This window comes from Streptomyces blastmyceticus (assembly GCF_039521185.1).
Classification (GTDB): Bacteria; Actinomycetota; Actinomycetes; order Streptomycetales; family Streptomycetaceae; genus Streptomyces; species Streptomyces blastmyceticus.
Genome location: NZ_BAAABW010000024.1, coordinates 203,185 through 227,635, shown reverse-complemented (window position 1 = coordinate 227,635; position 24,451 = coordinate 203,185). Strand labels below are relative to the sequence as shown.

18 protein-coding genes are annotated in these 24,451 nt (G+C 71.5%); 2 read left to right on the top strand and 16 right to left on the bottom strand.

Annotated features, from left to right (window positions below):
* Positions 1-160: 160 nt before the first annotated feature.
* From ilvC to ABD269_RS21675, 5 genes are all read right to left on the bottom strand, one after another.
* Entirely contained in the window at positions 161-1,159 is a 999-nt protein-coding gene (gene ilvC, locus ABD269_RS21695; RefSeq protein ID WP_301892094.1) for a ketol-acid reductoisomerase, read from the bottom strand.
* Between the two features lie 102 nt (positions 1,160-1,261).
* Positions 1,262-1,786: an acetolactate synthase small subunit gene (gene ilvN, locus ABD269_RS21690; RefSeq protein WP_116214047.1), complete on the bottom strand. Its 525-nt coding sequence runs from the start codon at positions 1,784-1,786 to the stop codon at positions 1,262-1,264.
* Between the two features lie 23 nt (positions 1,787-1,809).
* Positions 1,810-3,672 (bottom strand): acetolactate synthase large subunit, encoded by a 1,863-nt coding sequence (locus tag ABD269_RS21685; protein ID WP_301892095.1) that lies wholly within the window; start codon positions 3,670-3,672, stop codon positions 1,810-1,812.
* 245 nt (positions 3,673-3,917) lie between these two features.
* Entirely contained in the window at positions 3,918-6,821 is a 2,904-nt protein-coding gene (locus ABD269_RS21680; protein ID WP_344120157.1) for a putative bifunctional diguanylate cyclase/phosphodiesterase, read from the bottom strand.
* A 381-nt stretch (positions 6,822-7,202) separates the two neighbouring features.
* The gene (locus tag ABD269_RS21675) at positions 7,203-8,165 is read right to left on the bottom strand and encodes a 2-hydroxyacid dehydrogenase (protein WP_344120155.1); all 963 of its coding nucleotides are present in this window, start codon (positions 8,163-8,165) and stop codon (positions 7,203-7,205) included.
* Between the two features lie 72 nt (positions 8,166-8,237).
* Here ABD269_RS21675 and ABD269_RS21670 point away from each other — a divergent pair, with 72 nt between their 5' ends.
* Positions 8,238-9,230, top strand: coding sequence for an aldo/keto reductase (locus ABD269_RS21670; protein ID WP_344120153.1), 993 nt, complete (start codon positions 8,238-8,240; stop codon positions 9,228-9,230).
* 116 nt (positions 9,231-9,346) lie between these two features.
* Complete coding sequence (locus tag ABD269_RS21665; RefSeq protein WP_344120151.1) at positions 9,347-10,537, top strand: PQQ-dependent sugar dehydrogenase; 1,191 nt, start codon at positions 9,347-9,349, stop codon at positions 10,535-10,537.
* 27 nt (positions 10,538-10,564) lie between these two features.
* Here ABD269_RS21665 and ABD269_RS21660 read toward each other — a convergent pair whose 3' ends face one another.
* The 11 genes from ABD269_RS21660 to ABD269_RS21610 all read right to left on the bottom strand — a co-directional run bounded on the left by ABD269_RS21660 (position 10,565) and on the right by ABD269_RS21610 (position 24,434).
* Complete coding sequence (locus ABD269_RS21660) at positions 10,565-12,763, bottom strand: MMPL family transporter (RefSeq protein ID WP_344120149.1); 2,199 nt, start codon at positions 12,761-12,763, stop codon at positions 10,565-10,567.
* Positions 12,764-12,949: 186 nt separating this feature from the next.
* The gene (locus ABD269_RS21655) at positions 12,950-13,567 is read right to left on the bottom strand and encodes an AMIN-like domain-containing (lipo)protein (protein ID WP_344120147.1); all 618 of its coding nucleotides are present in this window, start codon (positions 13,565-13,567) and stop codon (positions 12,950-12,952) included.
* A 201-nt stretch (positions 13,568-13,768) separates the two neighbouring features.
* Entirely contained in the window at positions 13,769-15,277 is a 1,509-nt protein-coding gene (gatB, locus tag ABD269_RS21650; protein WP_116214040.1) for an Asp-tRNA(Asn)/Glu-tRNA(Gln) amidotransferase subunit GatB, read from the bottom strand.
* Positions 15,278-15,291: 14 nt separating this feature from the next.
* The gene (locus ABD269_RS21645; protein WP_240351538.1) at positions 15,292-15,555 is read right to left on the bottom strand and encodes a hypothetical protein; all 264 of its coding nucleotides are present in this window, start codon (positions 15,553-15,555) and stop codon (positions 15,292-15,294) included.
* Positions 15,552-17,054, bottom strand: a complete 1,503-nt coding sequence (gatA, locus tag ABD269_RS21640; protein ID WP_301892104.1) for an Asp-tRNA(Asn)/Glu-tRNA(Gln) amidotransferase subunit GatA — start codon at positions 17,052-17,054, stop codon at positions 15,552-15,554. The genes ABD269_RS21645 and gatA overlap by 4 nt, the downstream gene beginning before the upstream one ends.
* A gap of 2 nt (positions 17,055-17,056) precedes the next feature.
* Positions 17,057-17,353 carry an Asp-tRNA(Asn)/Glu-tRNA(Gln) amidotransferase subunit GatC gene (gatC, locus tag ABD269_RS21635; RefSeq protein WP_116214038.1) on the bottom strand — a complete coding sequence of 99 codons (297 nt, stop codon included), beginning with the start codon at positions 17,351-17,353 and terminating at the stop codon, positions 17,057-17,059.
* 97 nt (positions 17,354-17,450) lie between these two features.
* The gene (locus ABD269_RS21630) at positions 17,451-19,562 is read right to left on the bottom strand and encodes a putative bifunctional diguanylate cyclase/phosphodiesterase (protein WP_344120139.1); all 2,112 of its coding nucleotides are present in this window, start codon (positions 19,560-19,562) and stop codon (positions 17,451-17,453) included.
* A 278-nt stretch (positions 19,563-19,840) separates the two neighbouring features.
* The gene (gene ligA, locus ABD269_RS21625) at positions 19,841-22,090 is read right to left on the bottom strand and encodes an NAD-dependent DNA ligase LigA (RefSeq protein ID WP_344120137.1); all 2,250 of its coding nucleotides are present in this window, start codon (positions 22,088-22,090) and stop codon (positions 19,841-19,843) included.
* 20 nt (positions 22,091-22,110) lie between these two features.
* Positions 22,111-23,133, bottom strand: coding sequence for a methionine synthase (locus ABD269_RS21620; protein ID WP_344120135.1), 1,023 nt, complete (start codon positions 23,131-23,133; stop codon positions 22,111-22,113).
* A 57-nt stretch (positions 23,134-23,190) separates the two neighbouring features.
* Positions 23,191-23,880: an SDR family oxidoreductase gene (locus ABD269_RS21615; protein WP_344120133.1), complete on the bottom strand. Its 690-nt coding sequence runs from the start codon at positions 23,878-23,880 to the stop codon at positions 23,191-23,193.
* Positions 23,881-23,894: 14 nt separating this feature from the next.
* Positions 23,895-24,434 (bottom strand): LOG family protein, encoded by a 540-nt coding sequence (locus ABD269_RS21610; protein WP_344120131.1) that lies wholly within the window; start codon positions 24,432-24,434, stop codon positions 23,895-23,897.
* Positions 24,435-24,451: the final 17 nt, after the last annotated feature.

The window sequence follows — 24,451 nt, the reverse complement described above, 5'->3', positions numbered from 1 at the left end:
AGCCGCGTGTGACGCACGACGCTGTGAGCCTGACGCGTTTGTGCTTGGCAGTGTATCGGGGGTTGGACCCCGGGTCGGGTGCGTGCGGATGAACATCACCCCGGAGTGCGGCGCGGGGGCCTGTGGGGCGCGCCCCACAGGCCCCCGCGCCGGAAGCGGACTACTTGTCGTCGACCCAGCTCATGAGCTTGCGGAGCTTCTTGCCCGTGGTCTCCAGCAGGTGGTCCTCGTCGGCCTTCTTGTACTCGTTGTACTTCGGCAGGCCCGCCTCGTACTCCTTCATCCAGTTGGTGGCGAAGGTGCCGTCCTGGATCTCGCCCAGGACCTTCTTCATCTCGGCCTTCGTCTGCTCGGTGACGATGCGCGGGCCGGTGACGTAGTCGCCCCACTCGGCGGTCTCGGAGATCGACCAGCGCATCTTCTCCAGGCCGCCCTCGTACATCAGGTCCACGATCAGCTTGAGCTCGTGGAGGCACTCGAAGTACGCGATCTCCGGCTGGTAACCCGCCTCGACCAGGGTCTCGAAGCCGGCCTTGACCAGCGCCGAAGCACCGCCGCAGAGCACGGCCTGCTCGCCGAAGAGGTCGGTCTCGGTCTCCTCGGTGAAGGTGGTCTTGATGACGCCGGCGCGGGTGCCGCCGATCGCCTTGGCGTAGGAGAGCGCCAGCGCGAAGGCCTTGCCGGTGGCGTCCTGCTCGACGGCCACGATGCACGGCACGCCGCGGCCCTCCTCGTACTGACGGCGCACCAGGTGGCCCGGGCCCTTCGGGGCGACCATGCAGACGTCCACGTCGGCCGGGGGCTTGATGAAGCCGAAGCGGATGTTGAAGCCATGGCCGAAGAACAGCGCGTCGCCGTCCTTCAGGTGCTCCTTGACGGACTCCTCGTAGACCTTGGCCTGGATCGGGTCCGGCACCAGGATCATGATGACGTCGGCCTCGGCCGCGGCCTCGGCGGGCGTGACCACGCGCAGGCCCTGCTCCTCGGCCTTCGCCTTGGACTTGGAGCCCTCGTGCAGGCCCACCCGGACATCGACGCCGGAGTCGCGCAGCGACAGCGCGTGGGCGTGGCCCTGGCTGCCGTAGCCCAGGACCGCGACCTTGCGGCCCTGGATGATGGACAGGTCGGCGTCGTTGTCGTAGAACAGCTCGGCAGCCACTGAGGTATCTCCTTGTTTTCCGGGTTTCCGGTTGTGCGTCCCACCGTATGACGGGCGGGCGGGGAAATGTTGTCGGGTCTCGTTATGCGGAAGGTCGGGCCGTCAGGCCGTGCGGTCCAGGGCGCGCAGGCTGCGGTCGGTGATGGAGCGGGCGCCGCGCCCTATGGCGATCGTGCCGGACTGCACCAGCTCCTTGATGCCGAACGGCTCCAGCATCTTGAGCATCGCGCCCAGCTTGTCGCTGCCGCCGGTGGCCTCGATGGTGACGGCCTCCGGGGAGACGTCGACGGTCTTGGCGCGGAAGAGCTGGACGATCTCGACGATCTGGGAGCGGGTCTCGTTGTCGGCGCGGACCTTCACCAGGACCAGCTCGCGCTGGATCGCGTTGCTGTCCTCCAGCTCCACGATCTTCAGCACGTTGACGAGCTTGTTGAGCTGCTTGGTGACCTGCTCCAGCGGCAGCGACTCGACGTTGACGACGATGGTGATGCGGGAGATGTCGGGGTGTTCGGTGACCCCGACGGCGAGCGAGTCGATGTTGAAGCCGCGGCGGGCGAACAGGGCGGCGATCCGGGTGAGGATGCCGGGGGTGTTCTCCACGAGGACGGAGAGCGTGTGCTTGGTCATGGTTTTCTGTGCCTCTCCTGGCTTCAGTCGTCTTCGTTGTCGCCGAAGTCCGGGCGGACACCGCGCGCCGCGAGGATCTCGTCGTTGGAGGTTCCGGCGGCGACCATCGGCCAGACCATGGCGTCCTGGTGGACGATGAAGTCGACCACGACCGGGCGGTCGTTGATGGCGTTGGCCTTCTCGATGACGGAGTCGAGCTGGGCCGGGTCCTCGCAGCGCAGGCCCACACAGCCCATGGCCTCGGCGAGCTTGACGAAGTCCGGGACCCTGGTGCCGGCGCAGGCCTCCTTGCCGCTGGCCTCCGGGCCGGAGTGCAGGACGGTGTTGGAGTAGCGCTGGTTGTAGAAGAGCGTCTGCCACTGGCGGACCATGCCGAGGGCGCCGTTGTTGATGATGGCGACCTTGACGGGGATGTCGTTCAGGGCGCAGGTGACCAGTTCCTGATTGGTCATCTGGAAGCAGCCGTCGCCGTCGATGGCCCAGACCGTGCGGTCCGGGGCGCCGGCTTTGGCGCCCATCGCGGCGGGCACGGCGTAGCCCATGGTGCCCGCGCCACCGGAGTTGAGCCAGGTGCGCGGCTGTTCGTAGTCGATGAAGTGCGAGGCCCACATCTGGTGCTGGCCGACGCCCGCCGCGTAGATGGTGTCCTTCGGGGCGAGCTGCCCGATGCGCTGGATCACCTGCTGCGGGGAGAGGCTGCCGTCCTCGGGCTGGTCGTAGCCGAGGGGGTAGGTGTCGCGCCAGCGGTTGAGGTCGGCCCACCAGGCGCTGTAGTCGCAGGCGTGGCCTTCCGCGTGCTCGGTCTGGATGGCGACGATCAGGTCGGCGATGACCTCGCGGGCGTCCCCGACGATCGGCACGTCGGCGGCGCGGTTCTTGCCGATCTCGGCGGGGTCGATGTCCGCGTGGACGATCTTGGCGTACGGGGCGAAGGAGTCGAGTTTTCCGGTGACCCGGTCGTCGAAGCGGGCGCCGAGGGCCACGATCAGGTCGGACTTCTGCAGGGCGGTGACGGCGGCGACCGCGCCGTGCATGCCGGGCATGCCGACGTGGAGCGGGTGGCTGTCGGGGAAGGAGCCCAGCGCCATCAGGGTGGTGGTGACGGGGGCGCCGGTGAGCTCGGCGAGCACCTTGAGCTCGGCGGTGGCACCGGACTTCATCACGCCGCCGCCGACGTAGAGCACCGGCCGCTTGGCCTGGGTGATCAGCTTGGCGGCCTCGCGGATCTGCTTGGCGTGCGGCTTGGTGACCGGGCGGTAGCCGGGCAGGTCGGTGTGCGGGGGCCAGCTGAAGACGGTCCGCGCCTGGAGGGCGTCCTTGGCGATGTCGACGAGGACCGGGCCGGGGCGGCCGGTGGAGGCGACGTGGAAGGCCTCCGCGATGGTCCGCGGGATCTCCGCGGGGTCGGTGACCAGCCAGTTGTGCTTGGTGATCGGCATGGTGATGCCGCAGATGTCCGCCTCCTGGAAGGCGTCCGTGCCGATCGACTTGGAGGCGACCTGGCCGGTGATGGCCACCAGCGGGACGGAGTCCATATGGGCGTCGGCGATGGGGGTGACGAGGTTGGTCGCCCCCGGCCCCGAGGTCGCCATGCACACCCCGACCTTGCCGGTGGCCTGCGCGTACCCGGTGGCCGCGTGCCCGGCGCCCTGCTCGTGCCGGACGAGCACGTGACGGACCTTCGAGGAGTCCATCATCGGGTCGTACGCGGGAAGGATCGCACCGCCCGGGATGCCGAAGACGATCTCCGCCCCTACCTCCTCCAGCGAGCGGATGAGGGACTGCGCCCCCGTGACGTGCTCGACGGTGGCGGGCTGGTGCGCCGCGCCGTTTCGGGCCCGCGGCTGCGGATGGTGGGCCCCGGTGGCCTGCTCGGTCATCGACATTCTCTTCTCGAAGGATTCGACGGTAAGGATTCGACGGTTTCGACAGCTGCGGAGGACGGGAGGTTTGGGTGGGTCTGCGTGCATCCGGTGCAACAAAAAACCCCTCGTGCCGTGAGGCAAGCGAGGGGAGCGCGCCGGAGTGGTCAGCAGGACTTACTGGGTGGCCTGCTTCAGCCGACGCGCTTTCCAAGTACGAGAATTCGGGTGCGCATGGCTCCGACCCTCCACCCGCCGCATACGAGGTGTCAAGCGGGTGGGACGGGCGTCTCATTATTTGAGCGCAATGGAGCATGTGCGAGGGATCCCGCGCCGCCCGCGGCCCCCGAACGGGCGCCCGACGGCATGATCGCCGGGCCCGGCAGGGCGCCTCCGACGAGCACGTTCACGCCGTCGACGGAGCGGGGCACCGGATAGCTGCCGAGATCGAGAGCGTAGCGCAGCCGGTGCTCGTCGAGCGGGCCCGCGAAGGCCTTGCCCAGGCCGTGGGTGCAGCCCATGGCGCGCAGGGCGAGGGCCTGCTCGGGCACGTCGACGCCCTCGGCCACGGACTGCATCCCGAGGTCGGTGGCGATCCTCAGCAGCCCCGCGGTGATCTTGTGCAGCCGGGCGGACTCCACCACGCCGTCGACCAGCCCGCGGTCGAGCTTGAGCGTGTCGATGGGGAGCCTGCGCAGCGCGCTGATCGCCGCGTAGCCGCTGCCGAAGCCGTCGAGGGCGATCCGGACGCCGAGCCGGCGCAGGGTCACCAGCCTGCACTCCAGCTCGTCCAGCGGGACCCGGGGGTCGCTGCCGGACAGCTCCAGGACGAGCGCGCCGGAGGGCAGGCCGTGGTGGATGAGCAGCCCTTCGAGGTACTTCGGGGGCAGCGACTTGTCCATCAGACGGGTGGCCGACAGCTGGACGTACACCGGCACGGGGTGGCCGGCGCGGCAGCGGTGGGCGGCCTGCTCGACGGCCTTCTCGACCGTCCAGCGGCCGAGTTCGGCCGAGCGGGCGGCCTCGTCACCGCGCTCGCTCTCGGCCACGCGGAGGTACTCGGCGGGGGTGAACAGTATCCCCTGGGCCGAGCGCCAGCGCGGCTGCGCGGCGACGGCGGTGACCCGGCCGGTCTGGAGCTCCACCACCGGCTGGTGGAGCAGCGCGAACTCGCCGTCGTGCAGCGCGGTGCGCAGCCGGGTGGCCAGCTCGGCGCGGCGCACCACATCGGCCTGCATCTGCGGGGCGTAGAGCTCGACGCGGCCCTTGCCCGCCTGCTTCGCGCGGTACATCGCGAGGTCGGCGTTGCGCATCAGGGCGCCGGGGGTGATGCCGGGCTCCGCGAAGGCCACGCCGATGCTGGCGGCCACGCGGACCTCGGTGCCCCCTTCCACCCTGTACGGCTGGGAGAGGGTGAGCCGGAGCCGGTCGGCGATCTCGTGGATGCGGTATTCGCGCGCCGCGGGGTCGCGGGTGCCGTCGCCGATGATGAGCGCGGCGAACTCGTCGCCTCCGAACCGGGCGGTGCTGTCGCCGGACCGCACCGAGTCCTGGAGGCGACGGGCCGCCTGGACCAGCAGCTCGTCGCCGGCTTGGTGGCCGACGGTGTCGTTCACCGCCTTGAAGCCGTCGAGGTCGATGAAGAGCACCGCCGTCCCGGCGTCGGTCGCTCTGCGGCCGGCGAGGGCCTGCTGCACCCGCTTGGTGAACAGGGCGCGGTTGGGCAGGTCGGTGAGCGGGTCGTGCTCGGCGGTGTGCTGGAGCTGGGCCTGGAGCCGGACCCGCTCGGTGACGTCACGGCTGTTGAAGATGAGGCCGCCGTGGTGGCGGTTGACGGTGGATTCGACGTTGAGCCAGTCGCCGGTGCCGGAGCGGAAGCGGCACTCGATCCGGGTGGTGGGCTCCTCGGCGGGTGGTGCCGCGAGGAAGCGGCGGACTTCGTGGACGACTCTGCCGAGGTCCTCCGGGTGGATCAGCGAGGCCAGTTCGGACCCCACGAGCTCCTCGGCCTCGCGGCCGTAGACGCCCGCGGCGGCGGGGCTGACGTAGCGCAGTATCCCGGTGGGCGCGGCGATCATGATGACGTCGCTCGAGCCCTGGACCAGGGACCTGAAGTGGTTCTCCTTCTGGGCCAGTTCCTGGGTGAGCGAGATGTTGTCGAGCAGCATGATGCCCTGGCGAATGACGAGCGCGAGGACCACCGTGCAGCCGGTGAAGAGCACGACCTGGTCGACGTGGTGGCCGTCCAGGACGTTGTAGAGGATCCCCAGGGTGCAGACGGCGGCCGCGAGATAGGGGGTCAGGGCGGCGAGCGAGCCGGCGATGGGCCGGCTGGGGTGGTGCAGGTGCTGGACCGTACGGGCGGGCGCCGCGGCGTCGTCGCCCTCCTCCCGGGCCACCCAGGGGGCGTACGCCATGAGCATGTAGCCCGCGAACCAGCCCGCGTCGAGGATCTGGCCGGAGCGGTAGTGCGAGCGCAGCAGCGGCGAGGTGAACAGCGCGTCGCACAGGACGGTCAGGGCGAGGGCCGCGATGGCGGTGTTGATGGCGGAGCGGTTGGCGGTGGAGCGCCGGAAGTGCAGCGCGAGGACCATCGACACCAGGGCGATGTCCAGCAGCGGATAGGCGAGCGAGAGGGCGGCGTGCGCCACGGTCTCGCCCTGGAAGTGCGCGGTGTGCGCGAGCGCCAGGCTCCAGGACAGCGTCAGCAGGGAGCCGCCGGTCAGCCACGCGTCGAGGGCCAGGCAGACCCAGCCGGCGCGGGTGACGGGGCGCCTGGCGAGGACGAGCAGGCCGATGATGGCCGGCGGCGCGAAGAGCAGGAAGCAGAAGTCGGCCGGTGACGGGGTGGGCACGCGCTCGTCGAGGACGACCTCGTACCACCCCCAGACGGTGTTGCCGAGGCCGGCCATCGCCGAGGAGGCCGCGAAGAGCAGCCAGGCGAGCCGGAAGCGCGTCTTGTGCGTCCGCCCGTACCAGAAGCAGGAGACGGCCGCGAGGGCCGCGGCGCCGCCGAGGCCGAAGTCGCCCATGGCGGAGGCCAGCTCGCTCGATCCCCAGCCGAAGGCCGCACCCGTGGCGTAGCCGCCGCAGACGAGGGCGAGGAGGAGCTGGGAGGCCGGCCCGGAACCGCCGGCCTGCCGGCGGGGCAGCGCCGCTCCGGGGGCGCTCACCGCGCCGCCGTCCCGGGCGAGATCCCGAGCCAGGCGAAGTGGGCCCGGAGGAAGGAGAGATGAAGGCGACACCACCGACTGCCCGGCCTGGGCCGGAGGCGGATCAGCCAGGGAAGTCGGGCGAGCCGCGTCGGCGGAACCGCCGCGCCGCGCTGTCGTGGTCGGTGCGTGAGCCGCGTCGGGTTGATCGTCCAGTGGCCGTGCATCGCCCGTCGCCCCCCTCAGTGCCGGTACTTCGCTGCGCCGTACGGTGCCCGGCGCAGCCCCCGGTCCGGACGATACACCAGACTCGTCACTCAGGGACATAGCTCATATACATAGCGTAATCAGCAACGGGGTTATGAACACTGAGTGCAGCCGAACGGTACCTCTACGTGGCAACTAGGGGGCAGTGACTACGACATTTTGCAGGGGTGCGTCCAGAGCGAATCTGGCCAGCTGATCACGCAGGAGTCGTTCGGCGCGGGGCAGAAAGGCCGAAGAGGGCCCACCCACATGAGGGGTGATCAGGGCGCCGGGCGCGCTCCACAGCGGATGGCCCGCCGGCAGCGGCTCGGGGTCGGTGACGTCGAGCGCGGCCCGCAGCCTGCCGCTCTCCAGCTCGGCGAGGAGCGCCCCGGTGTCGACGATCGCGCCGCGCGCGATGTTGACCAGCAGGGCGCCGTCCTTCATCGCGGCGAGGAATCCGGTGCCCACCAGACCGCGGGTGTCCGGCGTGAGCGGCGTCGCGATGATCACGACATCGGCGTCGGGGAGGAGCTCCGGGAGCGCGGTGACAGGGTGGACAGGTCCGCGGGGCGTTTCACGCGGGGAGCGCGCGACGCGTACGACCCGCGCGCACTCAAAGGGCACGAGCCGGTCCTCGATCGCGGATCCGATGGAACCGTAGCCGACGATCAGCACGTTCTTGTCCGCGAGCGCGGGACGGAAACCCTGCGCCCACTCCCCCGCGTCCTGCGCCCGCACGAAGCCGGGGATGTCGCGCAGCGCGGCGAGGACGAGCGTGAGGGCGAGTTCCGCGGTGCTGGTGTCGTGCAGGCCGCGGGCGTTGCACAGGAGGGTGCCCGACGGGAGCGAGGGAACGGCGGGGAGGATGTTGTCGACACCCGCGGTGAGCGTCTGGACGACCCGCAGGCCCGTCATGGCGGACAGCGGGCGGACGCCGATGTCACCGCTGGTCACATAGGGCGGGACGTAGAAGGCGCAGCGGGCGGGGTCGGTGGGGTAGTCGGGTTCGCCGTTCCAGTAGGCGTAGTCCAGGGCACCGGGGAGGCCGTCGATCTCCTCGGGCCGGATCGGCAGCCAGGCCAGGGGGCGGGCGGAACCGCTGTCATCTGCACTCATGCCAGGAGGCTATGCGAAGCCGCCTGCCCGGCAGAGGTTAGTTTGGGGACGAGGAACGGGAGGGAACGGCCGGTGGAGCGCAGGACAATCGGTGCGGCGGCGCTCGAAGTGGGCGCGATCGGCCTCGGGTGCATGCCCATGCACTGGGCGTACACGGCCTCTCAGCAGAGCGGTGAGGGCGCGCTGCGCACGGTGCACGCGGCGCTCGACGCGGGGACGACCCTGCTGGACACCGCGGACATGTACGGGCCGTTCACCAATGAGCTATTGGTGGGGCGGGTGTTGCGGGAGCGGCGCAAGGAAGCCTTTGTGTCGACCAAGTGCGGGCTGCTGGTGGGCGATCAGCACATCGTCGCCAACGGCCGGCCCGGCTATGTGAAGCGGGCGTGCGACGCCTCGCTGCGCCGGCTCCAGACCGATGTGATCGACGTCTACCAGCTGCACCGGCCGGACCCGGAGGTGCCGGTCGAGGAGACCTGGGGGGCGATGGCGGACCTGGTCTCGGCGGGCAAGGTCCGGGCCCTGGGGTGGTGCGCGATCGGCGCGCGGACCCACCGCAGGTCGCGCGCCGGGCTGTACGACGCGACGATCCGCCAGCTGGAGCGAATACAGCAGGTCTTCCCGGTGAGCTGTGTGCAGGCGGAGCTGTCGGTCTGGTCCCGGGAGGCGCTGGACTCGCTCGTCCCGTGGTGTGCGTCGCGGGGCGTCGGGCTGCTCGCGGCGATGCCCCTGGGGAACGGTTTCCTCAGCGGCACGCTCACTCCGGGTCAGGGCTTCGAGCCCGAGGACATCCGGGCGCGGCACCCCCGGTTCACCGCCGAGATGATGGCGGCCAATCAACCGATAGTGGCCGGGCTGCGGCGGGTGGCGGGCCGGCACGGCGCGACGGCCGCGCAGGTCGCCCTGGCCTGGGTGCTGGCGCAGGGGCGGCACGTGGTGCCGGTGCCCGGCACGAAGAAGGCCGGGTGGGTGGTGCAGAACGCGGCGGCCGCGCAACTGCGGCTCACACCGGAGGACTTCGCGGAGATCGCGGCCCTGCCGAGGGCCATGGGGTCGTGGGACTGAGGGGTGCGTGCCCGTGGGTCGGGCCGGGTCCGCGTCGGCTCGTACGCGAGCATGTATAAGGAACAGGGCCGCGGCCGATCCGGCGCGCCGCCCCGCCCCGGCGAGAGGAACGAACCATGCGACGACGTGCGACGCGCCCCCGCCTCGCCGCTGCCACGGCCGCGCTGGCGGTCTCCGCGCTGCTGGCCGTCGCGGGCTGTTCGGACGGCGCGGGCCTGCCGGGTCGCGGCACGCCGGGCTCGGGCCCTTCGGGCGCCAACTCCCCCGGCGCGGGCGGGGCTTCGGGCGCGCCTTCCGTGCCCGCGGCGCCCGCGAAGGGTTCGGTGAAGGTCGTCCGTACGCTCACCACCAGGCTCACCTCCCCCTGGGGCGTCGCCCGGCTGCCCGGGGGTGACCTGCTGGTGGGCTCCCGCGACACGGGGAAGATCATCCGTGTGGCCGCGAAGGACGGCGCGCAGAGCGAGGTGGGCTCGGTGCCGGGCGTCGCGGCGGCGGGCGAGGGCGGGCTGCTGGGCCTGGCGCTCTCCCCCGACTACGTCACGGACCACCTGCTGTACGCCTACTTCACCACCGCCTCGGACAACCGGATCGCGCAGCTGCGCTACGACGCGGGCAAGCCCGACGGGCTGCGGCTGGGCGCGCCCAACACGATCTTCCAGGGCATCCCCAAGGGGCAGATCCACAACGGCGGGCGGATCGCGTTCGGGCCCGACGGGATGCTGTACGCGGGCACCGGCGAGGGCGGTGACCGCGGGCTCGCCCAGGACTCCAAGTCCTTCGGTGGCAAGATCCTCCGGATGACGCCGGACGGGCATCCCGCGCCCCGCAATCCGCGGGCCGACTCGGTGATCTACTCCTTGGGCCATCGCAATGTGCAGGGGCTCGCGTGGGACGCGGACAAGCGGCTGTGGGCGTCGGAGTTCGGCCAGGACACGTGGGACGAGCTCAACCTGATCGAGCCGGGCGGCAATTACGGCTGGCCGGTGGTGGAGGGCAAGGCCGGCCGCCCCGAATATCGCGACCCCGTCGCCCAGTGGAAACCGGCGGAGGCCTCGCCGAGCGGGCTCGCCTACGCGAAGGGCTCCCTCTGGATGGCCGCCCTGCGGGGCTCGCGCCTGTGGCGCATCCCCTTGAAGGGCGCGTCCTTGGCCGCGGATCCGCAGTCGTTCCTGTCGGGCGAGTACGGTCGCTTGCGCACGGTCGTCGCTACCGATGACGGCGGTCTGTGGCTGACCACGAGCAACACGGACGGCCGCGGGAAGCCGGGCCCGGAGGACGACCGCATCCTGCGCCTTGAGGTGACGTGACCCCGAAGCACGCTTCGCGCGCTGTCCTCAAACGCCGGACGGGCTGAATTGCGCACCCACCGGGATCGGCAGCGGCGCCAGCACCGCCTCCGGCGCCTCGATGCTGACCCGGGGCAGGATCCGGTCCAGCCACCCCGGCAGCCACCAATTCGCGCCCCCCAGCATGTGCATCAGCGCCGGCACCAGCAGCGTGCGGAGCACGAACGCGTCCAGGGCCACCGCCGCCGCCAGGCCGATGCCGAACATCGCGATCACCCGGTCGCCGCTCAGCACGAACGCCAGGAAGACCGCGATCATGATCACCGCGGCGGAGTTGATGACGCGGCTGGTCTCGGCGAGGCCGACCCGTACCGCGCGGCAGTTGTCGCGGGTGGCCCGCCACTCCTCGTACATCCGGCTGACCAGGAAGACCTGGTAGTCCATGGAGAGGCCGAAGAGGACCGAGACCATGACGACCGGCAGGAAGGGCTCGATGGGGCCCGCGGCGCCGAGGCCGAGGGTCTCGCTGCCCCAGCCCCACTGGAAGACGGCGACGATCAGGCCGAAGGAGGAGGCGACCGCGGCGATGTTCATCAGGGCCGCCTTCAGCGGTATGCCGATGCTGCGGAAGGCCAGCAGGAGCAGCAGGCAGCCGAGGCCCACGACGGTGCCGATGAACAGCGGCAGCTTGCCCAGGATGATGCCCGCGAAGTCGTCGTAGCTCGCGGTGATGCCGCCGACCTGGACGTCCGCCCCGGTGCCTTCGGTGGCCCGCGGCAGCACCGTGGTGCGCAGCCGGTCGACGAGGTCGCTGGTGGCGCGGGACTGCGGCGAGGTGGTGGGCACGACGGTGATCACGCCGGTGTCGCCGCTGTGGTTCAGGGTCGAGGGGCTGACGGAGGCGATGCCCTCGGTGTGGCGGAGCGCGTCGGGGAGGCGGTTGAAGGCGAGCCGGTCGGCGGCGCTGTCGAGGGGCGCGACGAGGGTCAGCGGGCCGTTGACGCCCGGGCCGAAGCCCTTGCCGAGCATGTCGTACGCCTGGCGGGTGGTGGACGTCGCCGGGTTGTTGCCCTGGTCGGAGGTGCCCAGGTGCAGGGAGAACACCGGCAGCGCGAGGATCAGCATCACGGCGGCCGCGAGGCCGCCCAGCAGCTTGGGGTGGCGCTCGACGAAGGCCGACCAGCGGGCGGCGAGCCCGGTGGGGACCTCCGGGCGGGGGCCGCGCTCGGCGAGGCTGCGGCGTTCGCGGCGGCTGAGGGCGCGGTGGCCGATCAGTCCGAGCAGCGCGGGCAGCAGGGTGATCGAGGCCGCGACGGTGAGGACGACGGTCAGCGAGGCGGCGAGGGCGACGCCGTTGAGGAAGCTCAGCCGCAGGATCAGCATGCCGAGCAGCGCCACGCAGACGGTGCCGCCCGCGAAGACGACGGCGCGCCCGGTGGTGGCGACGGCGCGCTCGGCCGCCTCCTGCACGGACAGGCCGGCCCTGAGGCCCTTGCGGTGCCGGGTGACGATGAAGAGGGCGTAGTCGATGCCCACCCCGAGCCCGATGAGGGTGCCCAGCATCGGGGCGAAGTCGGCGACGGTCATGACGTGGCCGAGCAGGACGGTGCCCATGGCGGCGGTGCCGACGCCGACGAGGGCGGTGGCGATGGGCAGCAGGCTGGCGGCGAGCGAGCCGAAGACGACGAGCAGCACGACCGCGGCCACCAGCACGCCGATGATCTCGCTGAGGTGGCCGCTCGACCCTTCGGTGGTGGAGATGGAGCTGCCGCCGAGCGCGACCTGCATATGGTCCGTGGCGGCGGCCCGCGCGGTGTCGACGACCCGCTGGACCTCCGCCTTGTCCGGATCGCCGCCCTTGTCGGCGAAGCTCAGGGAGGCGTAGGCGGTGTGCCCGTCCTGGCTGATGCGGCCCGCGCCGTCGCTGCCGTACGGGTCGACGACCCCGGCGACCCCGGGCAGCGCGGCGACCTCGCGCAGGACGGCGCTCATGCGCTGCTCGACGCCGGGGGCGCGGACGGTGCCGGAGTCGGTGTGCCAGACGATGGTGTCGTCGCCGCCCTCGCCGGGGAACGCCTTCTGCAGGAGCGCGGTGGCGCGGGCGGACTCGGTGCCGGGGACGCCGTAGTCGTTGGAGTACGCGGAGCCGGTCAGCGTGGCGGCCGCGCCCGTGCCCAGCAGGGCGACGAGCCACAGCACGATGACGACGAGGCGGCGGCGCAGGCACCACCGGGCAAGTGAGGTCATTGCCTGCTTCCCGGTTATGGCGTCGACCTCGCCGGGAGATGACCCGTGGTGACGACCGCTGGAGCTGGAGGGCGGAAGGCCCGCCGTACGCGGGAAAAGCGGGGAGGACCTCTGCCGCCACTGTGACAGGCGAAAAAGATCCTTTGTCCGCTTTGTGGTCCAGCCCACATCACCCCGGGCCGGGGGTCACGACAGCCCGTGCGGCTCCGTCGTCGGCGGGGCGGAGTCCCAGGCGTGGGCCACGTCGACGACCACGAGGTGGCCGTACTGGAAGACGCGGAACGGCAGCCGCGCCCGCAGGCCAAGCCCGATCTGGGTGTCGCCCTCGAAGCTGCTCGCGTAGCGGGTGTCCCGGAAGGTGCGGTAGCCCGTGACGTCCACGCCCCGCAGCGGCTCCCCGACCCGGCCGCGGTAGGTCGGCAGGCCCGTGGTCGGCTCGTAGCTGGGCGCGGCCACCCGGATCTCCAGGATCGCGTCGCCGCCCACCGGGACCTGGTCGCCCGAACCGTCCTGGTACAGCTTGTCGACATAGGCCACGCGATAGCCGATCGGCCGCTCGCCGGATCCCTTGACGTCGAAGACCATGCGGTCGAAGCAGTCGTGCTGTCCGGTTCTGATGTCCCGCAGTGACTTATAAGCGCTGTCCGTGCTGGCCTTGGCCAGGCTTCCCCAGGCGGTCTCGCAGCGCACGGCGGGCGAGGTGCTCCCCGTGTCGCCGTCGGCCGCGATGGCCGGAACCGTCGTCGCCGCCAGCCCGGCGCCCGCCAGCACGAGCGCCGTCAGCGCCCTGCTCAACCGTCGCATCACTACCCCCAGCCATTGGTCACGGACACACCCTGGGCCCGCACCCCGCGATCATGCCGGACCGCTTCCACCCCCGGTGGACGTAACGACTAAATCCGGCCAACTCTCGTTAAGTACGGCCGAATTCGGTTATTCGGCTATACGACAATGGCCGCCCCTCGCGTGAGGGACGGCCATTGACGGCTGTGATTCGACCGAGGATCAGCCCTCGACGCCGAGCCGCTCAAGGATGAGCTCACGGACGCGGGCCGCGTCCGCCTGGCCGCGGGTGGCCTTCATGACCGCGCCGACGAGCGCGCCCGCCGCCGCGACCTTGCCCGCACGGATCTTGTCCGCGATGCCGGCGTTGGCCGCGATGGCCTCGTCCACGGCGGTGCCCAGCGCGCTGTCGTCGGAGACGACCGCGAGCCCGCGGGCCGCCACGACGGCGTCCGGGTCGCCCTCGCCCGCGAGCACGCCCTCGATGACCTGGCGGGCCAGCTTGTCGTTGAGCGAGCCCTCGGCGACCAGCGCGCACACCCGCGCGACCTGCACCGGGGTGATCTCCAGCGCCGCGAGGTCCGTACCGGCCTCGTTGGCCCGGCGGGCCAGCTCGCCCATCCACCACTTGCGGGCGGAGGCCGCGTCGGCACCGGCCTCGATGGTGGCGACGATCAGGTCGACGGCACCGGCGTTGAGGATCGACTGCATGTCGTGCTCGGAGACGCCCCACTCCTCGCGGAGCCGGTTGCGGCGCACGCGCGGCAGCTCGGGCAGCCCCTTGCGGAGCTCCTCCACCCACTCCCGGGCGGGAGCGACCGGCACCAGGTCCGGCTCGGGGAAGTAGCGGTAGTCCTCGGCGTTGTCCTTGATGCGGCCCGCCGTGGTGGACCCGTCCTCCTCGTGGAAGTGCCGGGTCTCCTGCACGATCGTGCCACCGGAGGACAGCACCGCCGCGTGCCGCATGATCTCGAAGCGGGCGGCCCGCTCGACGGAACGCAGGGAGTTGACGTTCTTCGTCTCCGAGCGGGTGCCGAACTTCTCGGTCCCGTTCGGGCGCAGCGACAGGTTGACGTCGCAGCGCATCTGGCCCATTTCCATCCGGGCCTCGGAGACGCCGAGCGCCTTGATGAGCTCGCGCAGCTCGGCGACGTACGCCTTGGCGACCTCGGGGGCCCGCTCGCCCGCGCCCTCGATCGGCTTGGTGACGATCTCGATGAGCGGGATGCCGGCCCGGTTGTAGTCGAGCAGGGAGTGCGAGGCGCCGTGGATGCGGCCGGTGGCGCCGCCCACGTGGGTGGACTTGCCGGTGTCCTCCTCCATGTGGGCGCGCTCGATCTCCACGCGGAAGACCTCGCCGTCCTCCAGCTGGACGTCCAGATAGCCGTTGAAGGCGATCGGCTCGTCGTACTGCGAGGTCTGGAAGTTCTTCGGCATGTCCGGATAGAAGTAGTTCTTCCGGGCGAAGCGGCACCACTCGGCGATCTCGCAGTGCAGCGCGAGACCGATCTTCACGGCCGACTCGACGCCGATGGCGTTGACGACCGGCAGCGAGCCGGGCAGGCCGAGGCAGGTGGGGCAGGTCTGCGAGTTGGGCTCGGCGCCCAGCTCGGTGGAGCACCCGCAGAACATCTTGGTCCGGGTGCCGAGCTCGACATGGACTTCGAGGCCCATGACGGGGTCGTAGGACGCCAGGGCGTCCTCGTACGACACCAGGTCGATGGTGGTCACGGAAAACTAACCTCTCAGTCCGCGAGAACGTCGTCGCTGCTCATCCGGCGCAGTTCGCGCACGAGCAGGGCGACGCCGGTGGCGATGGCGGCGGCGGAGACGATGGCGTCCACGAGCTGGAGCGTGTCCTGCTCGCCCCGGGCCTTCTTGGCCTGCTTCACGACGCTGACCGCGCCGAACAGCGTGGTGCCGATGGACAGGTACGTGCCGGGCCGGGACTTCTTGAAGCCCTTGGCCTTCGCGAGCTTGCCGGTCTTCCCGGCCTTTTCGATGGTCACAGCGACGGTGCCTCCTCGAGCAGCGGGTGACCCCAGCGGGCGGTGAACGCGGCCTCGACCGCGGCACCGACCCGGTAGAGCCGGTCGTCGGCCATGGCGGGCGCGATGATCTGCAGACCCACCGGCATCCCGTCCTCGGGCGCCAGGCCGCAGGGCAGCGACATCGCGGCGTTGCCCGCCAGGTTGGTCGGGATGGTGCACAGGTCGGCGAGGTACATCGCCATCGGGTCGTCCGCGCGCTCGCCGATCGGGAACGCGGTGGTCGGGGTGGTCGGCGAGATCAGCACGTCGACACCGCCCTCGGCGAACGCCTTCTCGAAGTCGCGCGTGATGAGGGTGCGGACCTTCTGCGCGGAGCCGTAGTACGCGTCGTAGTAGCCGGAGCTCAGGGCGTACGTACCGAGGATCACGCGGCGCTTGACCTCGTCGCCGAAGCCGGCCTCGCGGGTGAGCGCGGTGACGTCCTCGGCGGACTTCGTGCCGTCGTCGCCGACCCGCAGGCCGTAGCGCATGGCGTCGAAGCGGGCCAGGTTCGAGGAGCACTCGGACGGCGCGATCAGGTAGTACGCGGCCAGGGCCAGGTCGAAGGAGGGGCAGTCCACCTCGACGACCTCGGCGCCCAGCTCCTTGAGGAGCTCGACGGACTCGTCGAAGCGCTGGAGGACACCGGCCTGGTAGCCCTCGCCGCGGAACTGCTTGACGATGCCGATGCGCATGCCCTTGACGTCGCCGTTCCGGGCCGCCTCGACGACCGGCGGGACCGGGGCGTCGATGGAGGTGGAGTCCAGCGGGTCGTGCCCGGCGATGGCCTCGTGCAGCAGGGCCGCGTCCAGGACCGTGCGGGCACAGGGGCCGCCCTGGTCGAGGGAGGACGAGAAGGCGACCATGCCGTAGCGGGAGACCGCGCCGTAGGTCGGCTTGACGCCGACGGTGCCGGTGACGGCGGCGGGCTGGCGGATGGAACCGCCGGTGTCCGTGCCGATGGCGAGGGGGGCCTCGTACGCGGCGAGCGCCGCGCTGGAGCCGCCGCCCGAACCGCCGGGGATCTTGGTCAGGTCCCAGGGGTTGCCGGTGGGGCCGTACGCGCTGTTCTCCGTGGAGGACCCCATGGCGAACTCGTCCATGTTGGTCTTGCCGAGGATGACGACGTCGGCGGCCTTCAGGCGCTGCGTGAGCGTCGCGTCGTACGGCGGGATCCAGCCTTCGAGGATCTTGGAACCGACGGTGGTCGGGATCCCCTTGGTGGTGAAGATGTCCTTCAGCGCGAGCGGCACGCCGGCCAGCGGGCCGAGCTTCTCGCCGCGGGCGCGCTTCTCGTCGACGGCGCGGGCCTGCGCGAGGGCGCCCTCGCGGTCCACGTGCAGGAAGGCGTTGACCTTCTCGTCGACGGCCTCGATGCGGGCCAGGTGCGCCTCGGTCACCTGGACGGCGGTGACCTCGCCCGAGGCGATCTTCGCGGCGATCTCCGCCGCGGTCAGCTTGATCAGTTCAGCAGTCATGGTCAGTCCTCCCCCAGGATCTGCGGCACCTTGAAACGCTGCTGCTCCTGGGCCGGGGCGCCGGAGAGCGCCTCCTGCGGGGTCAGCGACGGACGGATCTCGTCCGCGCGCATGACGTTGGTCAGCGGCAGCGGGTGGGACGTCGGCGGTACGTCCTGGTCGGCGACCTCGGAGACGCGGGCGACCGCGCCGATGATGTCGTCGAGCTGTCCGGCGAAGTGGTCGAGCTCTTCGTCCTTGAGCTCCAGACGTGCCAGCCGGGCGAGGTGGGCGACCTCCTCGCGCGTGATGCCAGGCATGCGGCGATCCTCAGGGTTCGTGACGGTTTCTGGGCTGTTTATTGGCCCAATCCTATGGCTCCGCCACCCCTGCCCGCGAAATCATTGTCCGGGCGCCCTATGTCACCGGCTGGTCCGCCTCCTCCGAGGGCGCCACGGGCGCCACCGGTGCCACGCGCAGCCGGTCGACCTCGCGGTGCCAGCCGCTCTCGCTGCGCAGCCGCAGCCAGGCCGTCGTCTCGTCCGGCGGCATCGCCGCGGCGACCAGCCAGCCCTGCACCGCGTCGCAGCCCAGGTCGCGGAGCCGCTCCCACGTCTCGTCGTCCTCGACGCCCTCGGCGACGACCAGCAGGCCCAGGGAGTGCGCGAGGTCGAGCGTGCAGCGCACGATCTCCGCGTCCTCGTTGTCGATGGCGAGGCGGGCCACGAAGGACCGGTCGATCTTGAGCTCGCTCACCGGGAGCCGCCGCAGGTGGACGAGGGAGGAGTAGCCCGTGCCGAAGTCGTCGAGGGACATCTTCACCCCGTGGCCGGTGAGCCCGGCGAGGGTGTCGGCGGCCCGCTGGGGGTCCTCCAGGAGGACGTGTTCCGTTATCTCCAGTTGCAGCGCGCCCGGCGGGACGCCGTGCCGGGCCAGCCGCGCCGCGACGGAGCCGGCGAAGCCTGGCGTGTGGACGTCGCGGGGCGAGACGTTGACCGCGACCGGGACGTTCAGCCCCATCGCCCGCCACTTCGCGACCTGGCCGAGGGCGGTCTCCAGGACGTACTCCGTGAGCCGGGGCATCAGCCCGGACGACTCGGCGATGGCGATGAACTCGTCCGGGGAGACTCTGCCGCGCTCGGGGTGGACCCAGCGGACGAGCGCCTCCAGCCCCTCGACATGGCCGTCGAAGCCGACCTTCGGCTGATAGTGCAGCTCCACGTCGCCCGCGTCCAGCGCCCGCCGGAGATCGCCCAACAGGCCCAGCCGGTCGAGGGTGTTGCCGTCGCGCCGGGCCTCGTAGACCTCGACGCCGCTGCGGTCGCGCTTGGCCTGATACATCGCCACGTCGGCCCGGCGCAGCAGGTCGCCGGCGTCGAGCGCGTGGTCGGGATAGACGGCCACGCCCGCGCTGGCCTCCAGGACGAGGGTGAGCCCCTCCAGATTGAGCGGCGAGCCGAGGGCGGCGACCAGGGAACGGGCCACGCGCTGGGCGCTGGTGAGCGAGTCGGCGGTGGGGAGCAGGACCGCGAATTCGTCGCCGCCGAGCCGGGCGGCCTCCGCGTCGCGCGGCAGGGCGAGCCGCAGGCGCTCCGCTATCTGCAGCAGCAGCCGGTCCCCGGCGAGGTGGCCGAGGGTGTCGTTGACGGAGCGGAAGCGGTCGAGGTCTATGAGGACGAGGGCGGCGCGGGTCCCCGCGCGCTCCGCCTCGTCGAGGGCGATCCAGGTGCGCTCCAGCAGCCACTGGCGGTTGGGCAGCCCGGTGAGCGGGTCGCGGAGCTGCTCCTCGGCGCGGGCGCGGGCGATCCAGAGCGTGGAGTCGAGGGCGATGAGCGGCACCGCGAACAGCGGCAGCAGCATGGGCACGTGGTCGGCGACGACGGCGATGAGCGGGGCGATGCCGAGGAGGGCGCCGCCGACGAGGGCCTGGCGGACGAGGGCGGTACGGGCGATGCTGCTCAGCCCCGCGCGGGGGGCCATGCAGTACCAGAGCAGGGCGCGGGTGACCGCGAGGTACATGAAGGCGGCCAGGGCGATCTCGGGGAGGGCGCTGAGCGGCCAGGTGTCGGGCAGCCAGGGGTTCTCGACGCTGGAGACGACTCCGCACATGGCCAGGGAGAGGCCCGCGGCCCCGATGCCGAGGATGTCGACCGCGCCGTGGAGTAATGCCTGGCGCCAGCGGTGGCGGCGGGCGGTGGCGACCAGCAGGACGACGGAGATGCTGATCAGGACGGCGGGGAGCCAGCCGTAGAGCAGCAGGACGGCCAGGGTGAGGGCGGCTCCGGAGCCGGTGCCGCCCCACCAGCGGTCACGGCCGAGCGCGACGAGGTGGGCGACGATCAGGGCGGTGAGCGAGGCGAGAGCCACCCCGACCGTATGGCCGGGGAAGAGGGCGTGGCCGTCGGTGAGTACACGACAGATCCCGGCGGCCAGCGCGAGGACGGCCAGGGTGACACAGACCATCGGCAGCGCGGGCGGAGGGACCCGGCGCAGCCGAGATGCCGGTTCGGCGCTGTCGGTGGGTTTCATGCCCGTCCCTCTCACAGCCGGCGGTGCCCGCGCCACGGCAGGCGCACATCTCAACAGTAGGCCGCAGAAGGCTACGGCGGGCAGCGATCGGCAGCGGTTGCCCGATTGGGATCCGACCTCTTGTAGCCATCTGGTATGCGCTGTAGGGGTAATGCCCACTGCCTATGCGGGCATTACTCCGGTGGGGTGGCGGACTGGGTTTTGGTAGTGATCCGGGGCCCATGTGTGGCGGGGCGGGCCCAGGTGCCGTGGGGGACGGATCCGGGGCCCGCCCGGGCCTACTCGGCCGCCGGGACCGCCGCCTCACGGGCCGCGTCGGCGCCCCGCTCCAGGAGCACGGCGAACCCGTCCTCCTCCAGCACCGGCACCTTCAGCTGCATCGCCTTGTCGAACTTCGACCCGGGGTTGTCCCCCACCACCACGAAGTCCGTCTTCTTGGACACCGACCCGGTCACCTTCGCCCCCCGGCTCTGGAGCGCTTCCTTCGCCCCGTCGCGGGTGTACGAGGCGAGCGTGCCGGTGACCACCACGGTGAGGCCCTCCAGCGGCCGGGGGCCCTCCTCCTTGCCGTGCGACTCGTCCTCGAAGCGGACGCCCGCGGCGCGCCACTTCTCGACGATCTCGCGGTGCCAGTCCTCTGTGAACCACTGCTTGACCGAGGTCGCGATGATGCCGCCGACGCCGTCGACGGCGGCAAGTTCCTCCTCGCTCGCCTCGGCGATCCGGTCCAGGGAGCGGAACTCCCTGGCCAGGGCCTCGGCCGCGACCGGGCCCACGTGGCGGATGGAGAGCCCGGTGAGGAAGCGCGCCAGCGGGCGCTCCTTCGCAGCCTGGATGTTCTCCAGCATCGCGAGGGCGTTCTTCTTCGGCTCACCCTTTTGATTCGCGAAGAAGGTGACGACCTTCTCCTCGCCCGTCTTGGGGTCGCGCTTGGGCAGGCCCGAATCCATGTCGAGGACATAAGACTTGATGGGCAGCAGCTCCTCGATCGTCAGGTCGAAGAGGTCGGCCTCGGTCCGCAGCGGCGGGGTGGCCGGCTCCAGCGGCTGGGTGAGGGCGGTGGCCGCCACATAGCCGAAGTTCTCGATGTCGAGGCACTTGCGGCCGGCCAGGTAGTAGAGCCGCTCGCGGATCTGGGCGGGGCAGGCGCGGGCGTTGGGGCAGCGGAGGTCGATGTCGCCCTCCTTCATCGGCTGGAGGGCGCTGCCGCACTCCGGGCACTCGGCGGGCATCACGAACTCCCGCTCGCTGCCGTCCCGCAGATCGGCGACCGGCCCCAGGATCTCGGGGATCACGTCGCCGGCCTTGCGCAGCACCACGGTGTCGCCGATGAAGACGCCCTTGGCCTTGACGACGTCCTGGTTGTGCAGGGTCGCGAACTCGACCTCGGAGCCGGCGACGGTGACGGGCTCCACCACCGCGTACGGCGTCACCCGGCCCGTGCGGCCGACGCCCACCCGGATGTCCACCAGCTTGGTGTTGACCTCCTCGGGCGCGTACTTCCACGCGATGGCCCAGCGCGGCGCGCGCGAGGTGGAGCCGAGCCGCCCCTGGAGGGGGATCTCGTCGAGCTTGACGACGACGCCGTCGATCTCGTGCTCCATCGAGTGCCGGACGTCGGGCTGCCCGTAGCGCGCGATGAACTCCCGCACGCCCTCCAGGGAGTCGACGACCTTGTTGTGCGCGGCGGTCGGCAGGCCCCACTCGCGCAGCAGCTCGTACGCCTGCGACTGGCGGTCGATGTCGAAGCCCTCGCGGGCGCCGATGCCGTGCACCACCATGTGCAGCGGGCGGGTGGCGGTGACCCGGGGGTCCTTCTGCCGCAGCGAACCGGCCGCCGCGTTGCGCGGGTTGGCGAAGGGCGGCTTGCCCGCCTCCACCAGGCGGGCGTTGAGCTCCTCGAACTTCTCCATCGGGAAGTAGACCTCGCCGCGGATCTCGACCAGCTCCGGGACGCGCTCGCCCTGAAGCCGGTCCGGGATCTCGGTGATCGTCCGGACGTTGGGCGTGATGTCCTCGCCGGTGCGGCCGTCGCCGCGGGTGGCGGCGCGGGTCAGCCGGCCCTGCTCGTACGTCAGGTTGACGGCGAGGCCGTCGACCTTGAGCTCGCACAGGAAGTGGTACGCCGCGCCCTCGCCGATCTCCTTGGCGAGGCGGTCGGCCCAGGCGGCCAGCTCCTCGTCGTCGAAGGCGTTGTCGAGGGAGAGCATGCGCTCGCGGTGCTCGACGGCCGTGAACTCCGTCTCGTACGCCCCCGCGACCTTCTGGGTGGGCGAGTCGGGGGTGCGCAGCGCCGGATGCCGCTCCTCCAGGGCCTCCAGCGAGCGCAGCAGCCGGTCGAACTCGGCGTCGCTGACGACCGGGGCGTCCTTCACGTAGTACCGGAAGCGATGCTCCTCGATCTGCTCGGCGAGCCGCGCGTGCTGCTCCCGAGCCTCCGCGGGTGCCACGACAAGCGCAGCCTCCGCCGCGAGCTGTTCTTCGCCGTGCTGTCCGCCAGCCACCGTCTCGTCCTCCCGTTGATCCATGGGCGAGCCCATGAGCGCCGTCACTCAGGGTTGTCCGCGAGTGATCTCGCCGCCCGGACGCAGTGGGCGAGCGCCGTGCGGGCATATGCGGGCGAAGCGCCCGCGAGTCCGCACGTGGGGGTGATCACCACGGACTCCGCGAGGGTCCCCGGCGACAGCCCCAGCCTGCGCCACAGCGTCCTGACACCCATGACGCTACCGGCAGGGTCTGACAATGGGCCGTCCACGCCCGGCACCACGCCCACGAGCAGCTTGGTGCCCGCCTCGACGGCCTCCCCGACCGCCTCTTCCTCACGCTCGGTGAACAGCGTGAAGTCGAAGGAGACCCCTTCGACGCCGGCCCGGCGCAGCAGGCCGAACGGCACGCCGGGGGCGCACGAGTGCACGACGGGCGCCGTGCCCGTGGCCTCCCGCGCCACCGTCACCAGCTCGCGCAACCCGCCCTCGACCACGGCCCGGTCGACCGCCCGGTAGGTGCGGTAGCCGCTGGCGGTGCGGACCTGCCCGGTCAGCACCGCGGTCAGCGAGGGCTCGTCCAGCTGGAGCACCACCCGGGCGCCCGGCACCCGGCGCCGCACCTCGGCGAGGTGCGCCCGCAGGCCCTCGGCCAGCGAGGCGGTCAGGTCGCGGCAGGCGCCGGGGTCGCCCAGGGCCGCCTCGCCGCCGCGCAGTTCCAGCGCGGCCGCCAGGGTCCACGGGCCGACGGCCGAGACCTTGAGCGCGCCCTCGTACCCTTGCGTGTACTCCTCCAGGGCGTCGAGGTCCTCGCCCAGCCAGGACCGGGCGCGCTTGGTGTCCCGTCCCGGCCGGTCGCCGATCCGCCACCCGCTGGGCTCCACGCGGGCGTAGACCTCGACCAGCATCCCGGCGGTCCGCCCGATCATGTCCGCGCCCGGGCCGCGGGCGGGCAGCTCCGGCAGGTACGGCAGGGCCTCCAGCGACCCCGTGACGGTCTTCGCGGCCTCCCGGGCGTCGCCACCGGGCATCGATCCGACCCCGGTGGCGACCCCGGCGCCCCAGCTCAACTCGCTCTTCTCGCTCACGCAGGAAGACTACGAGACCCTTCCGGCGGCGCGGACCGCGCGCGGCCCGCCGTGCGGTCAGCGGCCGGGGCGGACCGTCAGGTCGTTGATCTCCGCGTCCCGCGGCAGGTCGACCGCCAGCAGGATGGTCTTCGCGACCGAGTCCGGGTCGATCCACTTCGCGGGGTCGTACTCCTTGCCCTCCTGCTGGTGCACCTTCGCCTGCATCGGGGTCGCCGTGCGGCCGGGGTAGACGCTGGTGACCCGTACGCCGTTGCCGTGCTCCTCGGCGCGCAGCGAGTCGGCGAGCGCCTTCAGGCCGTGCTTGCTGGCCGCGTAGACGCCCCAGGTGGCATGGGCGTTGAGCCCGGCACCGGAGTTGACGAAGACGACGTGCCCCTGGGAGACGCGCAGCTGCGGCAGGAAGAGGCGGGTGAGTTCGGCCGGGGCGATCAGGTTGGCCGCGAGCGTGCGGTTCCAGGTGCGGGTGGTCAGGTCGCCGATGGTGCCGAGGTCGCAGACGCCCGCGATGTGCAGCAGCGAGTCGACGCGGTCGGGCAGCGTCTGCTGACTGAGCGCCCAGGAGATCCGGTCGGGGTTGGACAGGTCGGCGACGAGTGCCTTCGCCCCGGGGAAGCGGGCGGCCAGCTCCTTGGCCCGCCCGGCGTCCCGCGCGAAGAGATACAGCTCGTCGCCCCGCGCGAGCAGCCGGTCCGCGACCGCCGCGCCGATGCCGGAACCGGAACCGGTGATCAGGTGTGTTGCCATGCCCCTACCCTGCCCTATCGCGGGCCGGCGGACTCCTCCAGGTACGCCATCGCGCCCGCGCCGTCCTCGGCGAAGAAGACCAGGTCGGCCAGGGGGATCGGCAGGAAGCCCTCCGCTTCCATCCGCTGGAGCTGCTGCTTCAGACCGTCGTAGAACCCCGCGGCGTTGAGCAGCACCACAGGCTTGCCGTGCATCCCGTGCTTCTTCAGCTCCAGGATCTCCGTCGCCTCGTCCAGCGTGCCCATACCGCCGACCATGACGACGACGGCGTCGGCCCGCGCGAGCAGCTGCGCCTTGCGCTCCGCGAGGTCCTTGGTGATCACCATCTCGTCGGCGTTCTTCCGGGCGCTCGCGGCGAGGAACTCCACCGATATCCCCACGAGCCGCCCGCCGCTCTCCTGCACGCCGTCCGCCATGACCTTCATCAGCCCGGACTCGGACCCACCCCACACCAGCGTGTGCCCACCGCGCCCGATGAGCCCGGCGAACTCCCGGGCGGGGGTGGTGTAGCGGTCGTCGAGGTCGGCGGCGGAGCAGAAGACGGCGATGTTCATGGGTTCACGGTACGTCG